The organism is Vibrio sp. 2433-A1, assembly GCF_056726085.1.
The window spans coordinates 93156-106883 of sequence record NZ_JBRESC010000002.1 but is presented as its reverse complement, the minus strand read 5'-3'; the positions used below and the strand labels follow the sequence as shown (position 1 = coordinate 106883).

The 13728-nt window shown below is 40.3% G+C and carries 16 protein-coding genes; 7 read left to right on the top strand and 9 right to left on the bottom strand.

Annotated elements, in window-relative coordinates; translation table 11 throughout:
- Positions 1-4: 4 nt before the first annotated feature.
- Genes ACU01J_RS02980 through ACU01J_RS02960 form a run of 5 tightly spaced genes read right to left on the bottom strand, consistent with a single transcriptional unit; the run spans position 5 to position 3430 of the window.
- Entirely contained in the window at positions 5-763 is a 759-nt protein-coding gene (locus tag ACU01J_RS02980) for a glycosyltransferase family 2 protein (RefSeq protein WP_481084349.1), read from the bottom strand.
- Positions 763-1092: a hypothetical protein gene (locus ACU01J_RS02975; RefSeq protein ID WP_481084348.1), complete on the bottom strand. Its 330-nt coding sequence runs from the start codon at positions 1090-1092 to the stop codon at positions 763-765. Before ACU01J_RS02975 ends, ACU01J_RS02980 begins: the two co-directional genes overlap by 1 nt.
- Positions 1079-2176 (bottom strand): nuclear transport factor 2 family protein, encoded by a 1098-nt coding sequence (locus ACU01J_RS02970; protein WP_481084347.1) that lies wholly within the window; start codon positions 2174-2176, stop codon positions 1079-1081. The genes ACU01J_RS02975 and ACU01J_RS02970 overlap by 14 nt, the downstream gene beginning before the upstream one ends.
- On the bottom strand, positions 2169-2807 hold the full coding sequence (locus ACU01J_RS02965; RefSeq protein WP_481084346.1) for an HAD family hydrolase: 639 nt from the start codon (positions 2805-2807) through the stop codon (positions 2169-2171). The genes ACU01J_RS02970 and ACU01J_RS02965 overlap by 8 nt, the downstream gene beginning before the upstream one ends.
- Entirely contained in the window at positions 2804-3430 is a 627-nt protein-coding gene (locus ACU01J_RS02960; RefSeq protein ID WP_481084345.1) for a PI-PLC domain-containing protein, read from the bottom strand. The genes ACU01J_RS02965 and ACU01J_RS02960 overlap by 4 nt, the downstream gene beginning before the upstream one ends.
- Before the next feature lie 319 nt (positions 3431-3749).
- On the opposite strand from ACU01J_RS02960, the gene ACU01J_RS02955 reads away from it, so the two are divergent.
- The 7 genes from ACU01J_RS02955 (at position 3750) to lpxM (ending at position 9996) form a co-directional block, all read left to right on the top strand.
- Positions 3750-4643, top strand: a complete 894-nt coding sequence (locus tag ACU01J_RS02955) for an SMP-30/gluconolactonase/LRE family protein (RefSeq protein ID WP_481084344.1) — start codon at positions 3750-3752, stop codon at positions 4641-4643.
- Positions 4637-5545, top strand: a complete 909-nt coding sequence (locus tag ACU01J_RS02950; RefSeq protein WP_481084343.1) for a glycosyltransferase family 2 protein — start codon at positions 4637-4639, stop codon at positions 5543-5545. Before ACU01J_RS02955 ends, ACU01J_RS02950 begins: the two co-directional genes overlap by 7 nt.
- Positions 5538-6215, top strand: a complete 678-nt coding sequence (locus tag ACU01J_RS02945; protein ID WP_481084342.1) for an acylneuraminate cytidylyltransferase family protein — start codon at positions 5538-5540, stop codon at positions 6213-6215. Before ACU01J_RS02950 ends, ACU01J_RS02945 begins: the two co-directional genes overlap by 8 nt.
- Before the next feature lie 21 nt (positions 6216-6236).
- Entirely contained in the window at positions 6237-7178 is a 942-nt protein-coding gene (locus ACU01J_RS02940) for a phosphoglycerate dehydrogenase (protein WP_481084341.1), read from the top strand.
- Positions 7175-7939, top strand: a complete 765-nt coding sequence (locus tag ACU01J_RS02935; RefSeq protein ID WP_481084340.1) for an SDR family NAD(P)-dependent oxidoreductase — start codon at positions 7175-7177, stop codon at positions 7937-7939. The genes ACU01J_RS02940 and ACU01J_RS02935 overlap by 4 nt, the downstream gene beginning before the upstream one ends.
- Positions 7940-8011: 72 nt before the next feature.
- Positions 8012-8953 carry an ADP-glyceromanno-heptose 6-epimerase gene (gene rfaD, locus ACU01J_RS02930; RefSeq protein ID WP_481084339.1) on the top strand — a complete coding sequence of 314 codons (942 nt, stop codon included), beginning with the start codon at positions 8012-8014 and terminating at the stop codon, positions 8951-8953.
- Between the two features lie 86 nt (positions 8954-9039).
- The gene (gene lpxM, locus ACU01J_RS02925; RefSeq protein WP_481084338.1) at positions 9040-9996 is read left to right on the top strand and encodes a lauroyl-Kdo(2)-lipid IV(A) myristoyltransferase; all 957 of its coding nucleotides are present in this window, start codon (positions 9040-9042) and stop codon (positions 9994-9996) included.
- A gap of 29 nt (positions 9997-10025) precedes the next feature.
- Here lpxM and ACU01J_RS02920 read toward each other — a convergent pair whose 3' ends face one another.
- The 4 genes from ACU01J_RS02920 to ACU01J_RS02905 are packed head-to-tail and all read right to left on the bottom strand — an operon-like array spanning position 10026 to position 13667.
- On the bottom strand, positions 10026-10994 hold the full coding sequence (locus ACU01J_RS02920; RefSeq protein ID WP_481084337.1) for a glycosyltransferase: 969 nt from the start codon (positions 10992-10994) through the stop codon (positions 10026-10028).
- Positions 10995-11007: 13 nt separating this feature from the next.
- A complete protein-coding gene (gene coaD, locus ACU01J_RS02915) occupies positions 11008-11490 on the bottom strand; it encodes a pantetheine-phosphate adenylyltransferase (protein ID WP_053438737.1) in 483 nt (160 codons plus the stop codon).
- Between the two features lie 23 nt (positions 11491-11513).
- Positions 11514-12569: a glycosyltransferase family 9 protein gene (locus tag ACU01J_RS02910; protein ID WP_481084336.1), complete on the bottom strand. Its 1056-nt coding sequence runs from the start codon at positions 12567-12569 to the stop codon at positions 11514-11516.
- Complete coding sequence (locus ACU01J_RS02905; RefSeq protein WP_481084335.1) at positions 12570-13667, bottom strand: glycosyltransferase family 9 protein; 1098 nt, start codon at positions 13665-13667, stop codon at positions 12570-12572. It abuts the gene before it with no gap.
- Positions 13668-13728 lie beyond the last annotated feature (61 nt).

Genomic DNA, 13728 nt, shown 5'->3' with positions numbered 1-13728 from the left:
CTAATTAAAAGTTTGTAGCTTTATTAACTAACTCAGGTATGTTTAAAAATAACTCTAGGTCACTTGGAATGCCTAGACCATACATCCCTCTCCCCTCTTCGCCTATATTGTATACACCTATCTTCGCTGCGCTAGAATTGACTAAGAAAGTATATACTGGAGCCACATAAAACTCTCCATTACTACGAATATTGTCCTCGATCATTTCATCCGCATATCGACAAAAATCTGAGCCTCTTTTGAAATTGTATATTCCTACTGTAGCCTCGTCAGATACTACAACTTTCTCTACAACCTCGGTAACAAGTGATTCAGAGTTTACTTTTGCGTATGACCACTTAGGATCATCAGCTTTCATCGTCAACATAGATCCGTCGAGATTGCGATCTGCCATATCCTTGATGTAGGCATTAATATCAGCATCTATCCACTGATCAGAATTTGCGATCATAAGTGGAGAGTTGTTATTAATATATTCCCTAGCTTTCAGTACTGTAATTGCTGCGCCTTCAGTAACACCGTCAATACCAATTATTTCAAAATTCTCGCAAGCATTACTAAACACACGCCTAAGTTCATATTTTTCAATATGTTCATTTTGACAAACAAATATAAATCGATGTTCACATTGAGGCTTAAGATTATTTATTACAACCTCAATCATATGCTTTCCATGCACATCAATAAGGGGCTTTGGAAGAGAGTACCCTGCGTTAGCGAAACGACTTCCTTTACCAGCCATAGGAACTACTATATTTAACACTATCTTTCTTCCTCTAAATATTTATCGTTCAACGCTCCCGGCAATTTTGCAACCACTGTGATCGTATCGTCAAGCGCTTCAAAGTCTGTATATTCGCCTGGTAGTATTTTCAGTATATCGCCTTCATTAAGGAGAATGTTGTTCATTCGAGCTAAACCCGAAACTATGACTGTAATTTCCGTTGCAATTTTATGACAATGAGAGGCCTCCTTATCTCCTTTTTTAAACTTTTGAACTGCTATTTCAACATCTGTAGTGTTATAAAGCGATGGTTCAAAACCGCCTACAAACCATCCTCTTACAAAATCATTTAAATTACTCTTGTTCATTTTTTTTCTCATAAAGGTAAGCGTCCATACTGACCATTTCTAAGTTTTCAGTCCAACGAATGACGTCAGTACCTAGTAAAGAGCTACCGTCAATCTCTAACTCAAACTCTATGACACTTTGATATTCTTTTGAAGCAAAGATGTCTTTCGCTTTAAAGCTCAGTGATTTTGATTCATCAAAAATACTAGCAATATAGTCACCTACCTCCTCAATTCCTTGCAGTCTAACACTAGGGTCTGTTAGACGGAAGTTTGGGGAAAAGAATGATTTAACATCTTGGATTTTTTTATCGTTAAATGCATGAACATACTGCTCAGTTTTCTTTAGCAACAAGTCAGCAGTACTATCTTTTTCAGATGCTACTTTATCTTCATAGCTTACCAAAGCATGCTCATCATTTATATGAAAGTAATGTTTTTTATCAATAGGTATCGCTTTCACTATACCTTCATTCAAGATTACCTCATTAATAGTTGGAGAAATATAAAACAGATCATTGGTCTTCACATCTTTACGAATCATATTTTTTGCAGCGTCTAAAAATAGTCGAGCGTTTTTAAAGAAATAAATACCGGCAATTGCATTTTTACTAATCGGGTCTTTCTCTGCAGTTTGTACTACACCCCCCTCCCGATTAACTTTAACATACGACCATTTGGGGTGGATTGCTTCAAACGTTAGCACCCCAGCATCGCAGCCTTTGCTAATAAATTCATCAAAGTATGGAGCTAAATCGAAGTCAAGTACTTGCTCGAAACTGGAAATGACTAAAGGTTTATCAAGGTCTAATTTCTCTATCGCAAGTAATGCTGAACAGGCTGCACCTTTTGTATCCCCATTAATTATACACAGCTCTACATCATCTGATAGAAGGGGAATTACATTGTTGAGTTTATACTTCTCTACTTCTAATTTTGGTACTGCAACAACTATTTTTTTATCCATGCTTAGAGTGATAAATGGCTTAGCTGCTCGCTCTATGAGCAATTCACCACCTACATCACTTAATATTTTCGGAAAGGCATTAGTAGTGTTAGTAGCAAAAGTATTCTTTCCAGCTAGGGGAATTAAGATATTAATCATTTATATTTTCCACCTTTTCAATAAAATTAATGATGGCATCGTACGTTACATCATTTACAGTATCCACTCTTAAAACGTGAGCTCCTGCTGCTCGAGCTGCGCGTAAACCATTTTCATTGTCCTCGACAATAACGCACTCATCTGGCTTCAAGCCTAACTTTTCTATTGCTAGATTATAGATTTCAGGATCAGGCTTACCATTTGCAACATCTTGATTTGACAAAAAGAATTCTAAATAATCGGCTAAAGCAGCTTTATCCATCATAACTTTAACTGTATTTCTAACTGAATTAGATGCGACTGCCAACTTATAACCATTTTCTTTTAGTTTTGATAATGCATATTGATGGTGAAAAACAGGCTTACAGAGTTGATGTGTAATATCCATTGTATACTGCTGTTTCATTTCATTAATGAAAGGATGCAGTGATTCTGGTAATACGTGAGTTTTAGAAAGCATTTTGAGCTTTTGCCCAGTAGACAAACCATCGAATGTCACTAAATGGTCGTGTCGACTAATCGTAAGGCCAAATATATCTAACGCCTTATTTAGTGCATCATAATGCCAATCTTTTGCATCAATTAAAACTCCGTCCATATCGAAGATGATTGCTTTAATATTTCTTTTCATTTGAAGTATTCCATTGCCTTGTCAGGAAAATCCGTGCATATACTTACTTTTTTCATAAATTTTATGTTTTTACTAAGGTACTGTTTGAGATCAGACCAGTACCTATCATGTTCTCTACCATGTAATTCTGGAGATACAAGAGCAACATATTTACCATCATTAAGAAAACCATCAACTGCACATAAATTCAATGTGTCGTCAATAAAATTATCTACCCATACACCATAACACTCTGAATATAATATGGGCTCCTTTTCTAAATTTGAATATCTTGTGTAAAAATTCAAATTTTCATTCATATAACCAAGCATGTCAGGGATAGACATATCGAAGAAAAAATGAGGATTCCTCAATGGATTTCCTTGAACTTCCTTTTGTAAACCATCTGACTTAACATTTAGCGCTAATGTTATTTCCTTATTATTTGCAACAAGCTTTAGAAAATCTACGTAACTCAAACTATTTTCATTTGGGATATCATGGCTAATTACTAGCTTTTCTCCATAGTCTCGTAAGTCAGTTTCTATACCAAATCCATTGTCAATTGCGCGCATAAATGCAACGCGCATGTTTTTTTCTTCTGGAGTCACCCAAAAACCGCGATGTGCAATAATATCAATCATAGATTTCAATATGTCCAAACATAGCCAATACAAAAAAAGTGTTTCAATAAAAAGCTGAGCAATTGTAAATCATTGCTCAAACGCAAGCGAGAATGGTATCTTGGAAGCATAAAGACTTCCATCACAATTCTGTGATCGCTGTACTCATTATGCAATTTGTGACTTCACTGCTGACATCACATCCGTACCGCATCCACAAGATTAACGTATCAAGCTATAGGCATCCATATATACCCAGTAAAATTGACGCACTCATTGAGTTCTATTGAAGTTACAGAGTAGAATACTCACGTTCATTTTTAATCCAGAGAATTAAGGTATGTCAGCAAAAGCTTTAGAATTAGCTCCACCTACAATACTAGGCGAATCTCCGTTGTGGCATAGTGCTAGACAGAGTTGGTTTTTTATTGACATTGTAGAGCAAAGGCTCCTTGAGATACCATTCCATTCCGTTCAAAAACTAGATTTCAAAATGAAAACGATACACCTACCAATGCAGGTAACATGCTTAATCTTAGGCTCGGATGGCAACCTGTTATTGATCTCGAAGCAAGGTTTGTTTTCGTTTAACGTTGATACTCATCAAATATGCCTATTAGCAACATTGCCCGTGAAAGAGGGCCTCAGAACCAACGACGGATGTGTTGGAATCGATGGAAAAATATGGTTCGGTACTATGGAAACTACGCCTACAGGACAAAATGGTAGCGTATATTCTGTTGCGCCCTCACTTCATGTATCCGAGCACTCCCTTAATATTGGTATTCCAAATACATTCGCTTGTTCCCCTTGTCATCAACATATGCTAATCAGCGATTCCTATTGTAAAAAGATATACAAACATTCCTACATTGATGGAGAATTAGATTTGATCGGCCAAGAGTTCTTCGACTTATCAAAAAGCTGTTCGACTCCCGATGGTGGAGCGTTTGATGTAGAGGGTAACTTATGGGTTGCACTCTGGGGGGGAGCTAAGGTCGCATGCCTAGATCAGCATGGAACGGTTATTGATGAGCTACCCTTACCCATTCTTCAACCTAGCAGCTGCTGTTTCGGTGGTCCAGACGGGAAGCATCTATTAATTACAAGCGCTAGGGAGTCTATGTCTGATCACGAACTAAATGCCTCCCCCTTATCTGGCAGTATATTCATTCACGAACTTAATGTAAGAGGGCTAGATGTCCCAGCATTTAAACTGGAGAAATCATGTTAGCTAGTGTCGTAATTAGGACCCTTAACGAAGAAAAATATCTAGATGAACTACTATCTTCTATTTCAAAACAAAATTGCAACTTAGTCGAATTAGAAATAGTGATTATTGACTCAGGATCGTCGGATAGAACACTCGAAATTGCGAGAAGTTATGGCGCAAGAATAACTTCAATCAGCAAAGAAGAATTTACTTTTGGTCGTTCCCTGAACCTTGGATGTAACTTTGCCAAAGGAGATTACCTAGTGTTCATAAGTGGACACTGTATCCCCGCCTCAAACGATTGGCTAGATGAGTTATGCCGCCCACTGATTGAAGGCAGCACTCAGTATTCCTACGGACGCCAAATAGGGCGAGACAGTACAAAATTCTCAGAACAATGCCATTTTGACAAATGGTTTCCTGAATACAGCAAGGTTCCCCAGGATGGATATTTTTGTAACAACGCTAATGCAGCAATAACTCGCAGTGTCTGGAATCAATATAAATTTTGTGAGATGTTAACTGGGTTAGAGGATATGCATCTAGCCAAAAGGCTTATATCTAACGGCGGAAAAGTAGCTTATGTAGCCAATGCGTCAGTCTACCACATACATGACGAATCATGGAAACAAGTCCGCACTCGTTACGAAAGAGAAGCATATGCCCTAAAGGATATAATGCCGGATGTACACTTTTCTCTTAGTGATGTCTTCAGATACTACATTTCTAGTGTTCTGAGTGACAGCGCCTCAGCGATAAGAAAGAAGTGTTTCTTACGTAACTTTATCGATATTCTACTATTTAGATTCAATCATTATTGGGGAACCTATATAGGAAATCATGAAGTGCGTAAACTATCTAAACAGAAAAAGTTAATGTATTTCTATCCTAAAAATTTAGAAAAAGGAAAATATCATGACTAAAAAAATCGTTGCTCTACTTCCGATGAAAGCTAACAGCGAGCGCGTTAAAGGTAAGAACTTTAGACTACTTGAAGGAAAACCTTTATTTCAGTGGATCCTAGACGCTCTATTATCTGTTGAGGAAATAGATGAAGTAATAATTAACACTGATGCTCGTGACATATTATTAAATAACGGGCTAAAGGAGAGTAATAGAGTTACTATTAGAGACAGAAAGCCTGAACTTTGTGGCGACTTTGTAAGTATGAATAACATAATATCTGACGATATAAAGGCTACCAACGCCGATATATACATTATGACTCATACAACAAATCCATTAATAAAACCAAGTACAATTAAAGCCGGATTAAAGAAGTTAATCGAAAACCCTAAAAATGATTCTCTCTTTAGCGTTAATAAAACCCAGACGCGTTTTTATCGTGAGGATGCTAGCGCAGTCAATCATGATCCAAACAATCTAATTCGTACCCAGGATCTCGAAGCATGGTATGAAGAAAACTCATGCTTATACTTCTTCACTAAAGAGTCTTTCGCTAGCACCAACGCTCGTATTGGGCAAAAACCATTAATGATGGAAACTCCTCCTCTGGAGTCATTTGATATCGATGAGCCTCATGATTGGGATGTTGTTGCTGCACTAGCATCTTATAATACTACTAAGATTTAACAAACACTTAATGGAGTAGAAATGAAAGTATTAGTTACCTGCCCACCGATGCTAGGAATGCTCAACGAATTTATTGAGCCAGCCAAACAGTTAGGGATAAATCTTGTACCTGCACAGACTACCCAAACACTGTCTGAAGACGAATTAATTGCCATGCTTCCACACTACGATGGATGGATTATTGGAGATGATCCAGCGACAAAAAAAGTCTTCGAGGCAGGTGTTAGTGGCAATTTGAAAGCCGCTGTCAAATGGGGTATCGGCGTTGACAACGTGGACTTTGAAGCTTGTAGAGAACTCAGCATTCCAATCACCAATACACCCAACATGTTTGGTGGAGAGGTGGCTGACTTAGGGATGTCTATGTTGCTTTCACTTGCCCGCCAAACACATTATGTTGATAGAGAGATTCGCAATAATTTTTCTTGGCCGAAGCCATCAGGTATGAGCATATCAGGCAAACATATCGGAATCGTGGGCTTTGGTGATATTGGCCAAAGCTTAGTTAAGAGACTTAGTGGTTTCGATGTCTCTGCAACGGTTTATGACCCAATGGTAGAAGGGACTAAAGGTTATGGTTTTATACAACGTAAGTCATTCCCTGAAGGCATTGCAGAATGTGACTTTCTGATACTAACGTGCTCTCTAAATGAGAATAATTTTCACATGATAAACCGTGAAGTACTTTCTCTAATGAAAAAAGGCTCGATGATTGTCAATGTGGCACGAGGTCCATTGATTGACGAAGACGAACTTATCATGGCATTGGATAGCGGTCATATTTCAGCAGCAGGGCTAGATGTTTTTGAAGAGGAACCTTTACCTGTGGATTCTCGACTACGTACGATGCCCCAATGTATATTCGGGTCACATAATGGTTCAAATACGAAAGAAGGTGTTCGTAGAGCTACATATAAAGCATTAGAAGAGATTGCATCTTTTCTATTAGGTAAGACAAAATGACAAATAAGCTCAATAAGTGGGCTCTAGTTACTGGAGCTCACGGAGGTATTGGAAAAGCACTAGTCCAAGAGTTTGCCAATAAAGGCTACTTTGTTATTGCAACTGACATAAAGGAAGAAGCAAATAACTTTGATGAGCTGGATAACGTTTTTTTCTTAAAACTAGATTTGGAAAATATAGCTCTAAGTGAAAGCTTCAGTAGTACATTCTATAAGAATGTAAAAACCATTACATCTGGTGCTAATATAAATACTTTGATAAATAACGCTGCGATACAGCTACTATCTCCTACAGAGACATTAACTAGAGAACAGTGGACATCTAGCTTCAATGTTAATCTGACCGCGCCATTTTTTTTGTCTCAGCTATTTTTACCAGATTTGATAAAAGAATGCGGCTCCATTGTCAATATTAGTAGTATACACGCAACACAAACAAAAAAAGAATTTGTTGCTTACGCTACAACTAAAGCTGCTTTGAGCGCTATGACGAGAAATATGGTACTAGATATCGGTAATCAAGTGCGTATAAATGCTATAGAACCTGCAGCGATAGCAACTGATATGTTAAAGGCAGGTTTCGAAGGAAAAGAAGATAAATACCGCCAACTTGAATCTTTTCATCCGATGGGGCGCGTTGGCACTCCCATTGAAGTGGCTAAATTGGCAAGCTTTCTTGCATCTGAAGATGCTGGTTTTGTCCAGGGTGCATGCATTAGTGCTAGCGGTGGTATCAGTGGGTGCCTAAGTGATCCCGACTAAACCTCACTAGTTATCTGCATTTAGATAGAATCTATCTTATTACTTTAAATAACTTTTATCAGAGATATATTTATGATCATCGTAACAGGCGGCGCTGGCATGATTGGCAGCAACATCGTTAAAGCATTAAATGAAAAAGGCATTAACGACATTTTGGTAGTCGACAATCTTAAGAACGGTAAAAAGTTCCAGAACTTGGTTGATTTAGACATCACAGATTACATGGACCGTGACGATTTTCTAACTCAAGTCATGGCTGGTGATGACTTTGGGCCTATCGAAGCTATCTTCCATGAAGGTGCTTGTTCTGCTACGACTGAATGGGATGGCAAATACATGATGCTCAATAACTATGAGTATTCAAAAGAGCTACTGCATTTCTGTCTAGAACGTGAAATCCCATTCCTTTATGCTTCTTCAGCTGCGACTTACGGTGAAACAGATACTTTCATTGAAGAGAAACAGTACGAAGGTGCACTAAACGTATACGGCTACTCAAAGCAGCAGTTTGATAACTATGTACGCCGTATTTGGCAAGATGCAAAAGAGCATGGTGAGCAATTGTCTCAGATTACGGGCTTCCGTTACTTCAACGTTTATGGTCCACGTGAGCAACACAAAGGCTCAATGGCATCTGTTGCCTTCCATCTAAACAACCAGATGAATGCAGGCGAAAATCCAAAGCTATTTGCTGGTAGCGAGACTTTCAAACGTGACTTCGTTTACGTCGGTGATGTTGCAGCAGTAAACTTATCGTTTTTGGAAAGCGGCCAATCAGGCATCTTTAACCTAGGTACAGGTAACGCCGAATCTTTCGAAGAAGTCGCTAAAGCTGTGATTAAGTTCCATGGTAAGGGTGAAGTAGAAACGATCCCATTCCCTGAGCACCTTAAAGGCGCATACCAAGAATTTACTCAAGCAGACCTAACAAAACTGCGTGCAGCAGGCTGTGAACACCAGTTCAAAACAGTCGCCGAAGGCGTTGCTGAATATATGAGCTTGATTAACAGCTGATCGAACTATTTGCTGATTGAAAGCCAAGGCGTTATCTTAGCAATAACTCTTGGCTTTTTTCTTTTCTTGTCAGATAAAGGTTTTTCGTGACTACAGATCGCAACGACTACGACCCTAAAGCATATAACCCAACATTCCAGAAAGCGTTCCTTGCTCCCAAACATTGGGGTACATGGCTTGGGCTATTAATTGGGTTACCTATTTCTTTACTGCCTAATTCAGTTAGGGCTTCAGTGGCATCCTTTGTCGCTAAGAAACTGTGTAAAAAGCAAAAAGGCTCTATTCAAAAAGCTCGTATTAACTTATCACTTTGCTTCCCAGAAAAATCTGAGCAAGAGCGTGAAGCCATCCTAGAAAAATGCTTAACGACAGCCGGAGCATTTCTACTTGGCTTTCCCGCTATTACTCTGAGAAGTAAAAAATGGCTTGAAAAGCAGTCTGAGATAAAGGGAATTGAACACCTTCACACACTAAGAGAGAGCGGTCAAAGTGTTATTTTGCTTCTGCCACATTCTTGGTGTATTGATATCCCAGCAATATTACTGGCATCGCGTGGGTTGCCTGTATCTGGAATAGTCAATAGCCAGAAGAACCCTGTTACCGACTGGTTGATGCATAAACAGCGAGTTCAATATGGTGGTCGAGTTTATCACCGAAGTGGTGGCATTAAACCGTTCATTAAATCGGTAAAAGATGGCTATTTGGGTTACTACTTACCGGACCAAGACCACGGCCCCGAACAAAGCATTTTCGTTGATTTCTTCGCGACAGAAAAAGCCACACTCCCGGGGCTAGGTAAGCTAGCTAAAGTGAGCCGCGCTAAAATTGTTCCGACTTTTGCCAGCTACAATATCGAAACTGGCAAGTATGAGATTGAGATAAAAGCGCCGATTGAGGAGTTATCTGGCGACGAACATAAAGACGCTCGAGTCATGAATGAAGTGGTCGAGCAATTTGTCAGTCCGCGTCCAGAGCAATATATGTGGATACTTAAATTACTCAAGACGCGCAGAGATGGCAATGATCCCTATGTCGGTTATTAATCATAGATTGACCACGCACATGCGTGGTCTTACTTTATGTAAGGTAGACGCTTAAAGTCAGTAATAATGTTGCCTAAATGAGGATTAAGCGCCTCACCTGAAGTCACCTTCTGATACATAGCAACATACGCTTTCGCCATTACATCCGCGTTAAACAAATCTTGTGCATATTCATGGCAAATAGTCGGAGTAAAGTTTGAAGAACTACCTACAGCTTCAATAAGCTCTGATTGTTTATCAGATAAAAAACCGACATCGCGACTCACGAGTTCAGGAAGTGAGCCATAAGGAGTACCAAACACAGGACAACCAAAGTAGAGACTTTCTGTAATTGCAAGTCCAAAAGGTTCATGCCAAGTCACAGGGAAGATTAACCCCTTAGATTTAGTCATCACTTGCGACTTAGTCGTATCATCAACCATCCCCAAGAAACGGACATGACGGTCTAGTGTCAAACGAAAGCCCATCTTGAAATTGAGACGATGCCCCCCAAGAACATCGAGTTGCTCACCAGCTCGCTTGGTTATATCAATCGCCCCTTGAACATTCTTAACTCGCCATGCCGCCTTACCTAAAAAGTGAAAGCGCTGTCGATCAGTGTTTAGGTCTGGTTTGAGGTAATTATCCCAGTTCAGACCGTTGTGCACATAGGCTTGCGCTCCATGATTACGTGCGTGCTGCGAAGAGACAAAAATAGTATTTGGATCAATAGGTCCGTTTGAATTGCCGTGTTGAGTCATCACGTAAGGACGCGAGATAGGCTCAACATCACCATGAAAATGCACGACATCGACGTCACTAGGAATTTGATTTTCAAGTGGCATCTCTGAGTTGTACTCGATTACCCTAGCCCAATCACAAACCGTTCCTTTACCAGCAAGAAGCGTAACCTGATGACCTTGTAGATGAAGAGCATAGACAAGATCCCATATTACACGCTCAGTGCCACCGTAATTCACTACAGGCAAAGTCGCATGAGTATAAATCAGTATGTTCATTGGACTCTCTTTACTATTTAGCCGCTAACTTTTTGGTAATCGCACGGTGAACGCACTTGGGAACAAATTGCTCTACTTCACCGCCATGAATTGCGACTTCACGAACAAGAGTAGAAGAAAGAAACGCATACTCTTCAGCAGGTGTTAGAAACAAGCTTTCAAGCTCTGGCTTAAGACGGCGGTACATGGTCGTTAAGCCAAACTCATACTCAAAGTCCATTGTCGTTCTCAAGCCGCGAACCAATATCGTCGCTTTCTTTTCTGTTGCAAAATCAACCAGCAGACCACTAAAGCCATCTACTGATACATTGTTAAGTTCTGAACAGGTTTCTCTCAGCAGTGCTACTCGCTCCTCAAGAGAGAACAACGTATTCTTACTCGGGCTTTCTGCAACACCAATAACGAGGTGATCGAACATACTCGCTGCTCGTTTTACTAAGTCGTAATGACCATTGGTCACTGGATCGAAAGTACCTGGGTAGATGGCGATACGCATAACTATCCTATATATTCCGTTTCTTATTGCACCGCTGGCTTTTCAGCTTGTGGTGCAGTCAATACTTTATCTAATTGCTGCTCGACTAACTCAACAGAGATGTTCGACATTAAGTCAGTTCCTTTTACCCTCGCACCCCAAGGTAAATCAGAGACAACTTTACCATATGTGGCTTCTGCAACTTGATCATAAACAGAAGCCACATATGGCAAACTATTATAAGGTCCTGTTCGGCGAGGGTTGCTATGAACATAGAGACCAATAACAGGTGTGCCTTGAGTTGTCGCAATATGGGCGGGGCCTGAGTCGGGAGCAATCACAACTTCTGCTTTTGAGAGTACCGCCGTTAATTGCTTTAAGTTGGTCTGTCCAACGAGATTATGAATCGATGTCTCGGCAAAGCCTATGATGCTATCTGCTAGGCGATACTCTCTATCAGTAGGGGCACCACAAAGCACGACTTGATAACCTTTTTCAGCCGCATAATCGGCAATACTCGCATAACGCTCGGGAAGCCAATTACGCTCATCTTTACTGGCTGCTGGGCTAATCACAATAAAGGGTTTACCACCAAGTTGATCCAGCGCTGAATAATCGCTCTCTGCAAGGGGGATATCCCACTTTGGCTCTTGGGCAGGACAGTCCAAGTAAAGGGCAAACTGAGCGAAATTGTCAAGGACATGAGGTGCATCTGTTGCAGGCAGTTTAACATTAGTAAATAGCCACTGACCTTCTTTTGCTCTATTCCAACTGAACCCAACTCGCTTTCTGGCTTTTATCCCAAGCGTTAACAGACTTGCTCTCAATGCAACCTGCATATGTAATAGGTAATCAAAGCGCTGCCCTTTAAGCTGCTGCCATACCTCTTGCATTCCTTTAAAACCGCGTTTTTTATCGAAGACAACAACATTAATACCCTCAAGGTCGCCTAATAATTGCGCCTCAATTTTTCCCATTATCCAAGTAATGTTACAACTCGGATAGCGTTGTTGAATCTGCTGCACGACAGAGAGTGCATGGCAAACATCGCCAATCGCAGAGAGCCTCAATACACAGATATTTTGTGGTTCAGGGATCATTTACTCGCTCTCTTGCAAAGGAATCATTGTTCTAACAGCGTCGACGACGGCAGCAGGGGTAATATCTTGAAGGCATGGAGAATATAAATCATCACTGATCTTACATTTATTACCATAACAAGGTACACATTCGCGCGGTGACTGAACCAAACGAATATTACCTACAGTTTGAGCAGGCGTGCCATTGGTATAAAGATTCTTGTCCACATCGACAGACAAGGCGTATGGCCATGGTGACCACATGCTCGCAGGTGCAACACTGATAATCGAAACAATTGGGATTGGGTAGCCCGATGCCATATGCCCAGGTCCGCTGTCAGGACCAACAAAGCCTTGGCTCATCTTTAGTAAGCTCGATGTTTGAGCAAGAGTCAATTGACCAAGAACACTCACTAGATGTGGTGATTCAGGTAAAGAGGCGAGGATCTCTTCCACAATCATTCTATCGCGTGGAATATCAGCCCCAGTCAACACTATCTTGTATCCATCCTCCAATAGCGCTGTTATCACCTCTAGCCAATAGTTAACAGGCCATTGCTTAATTTCATTGGATGATGGCGCATGAACCACAATGAAAGAGTCGGGCAGTTTCTTCATTACCTGATTAGTTAATGCTTCTTCTGGAGAAATGAGTCGAGGTTCGATCTCAACCCCTATCAATTTCAGCATCCGCGCGGCGCGACTCATTTTATGTTCAAAACGATGTTGCTCAACAATATGGTGATTAAAGATAAACTTCTTTAACCAAGCGCCGCCAAGAGACTCATCCACAGCCCCTAGACGCTTTTTCCCAAACACAAAGCTGTAGATAGCAGTGCGATCATTGAGCATTTCATTGACGACAAGATCATAACGCCCACGCTGACGAAGAATACGCAAGTAATCTTTGACCTTTGGACGAGGAGGAATTTCAACCAGTTGATTAATATCTGGGTTAGTACCAAACACCATCTCACCTCTAGCATTCACCAGTACATCTATTTGAGCATTTGGATACGCTGCTCGAAGGCTACGAGTAAAGGTTGTAATCAACAAACTGTCTCCAATGCAGTGTGTTGCGATGACAAGAATCTTTCGATAATTATTTGAGAGGCTCATTTGTGGCAAGTGTTTGATATAATCATCTGTCTAGTATGCCATAAACTGACCAAGTCGAGAC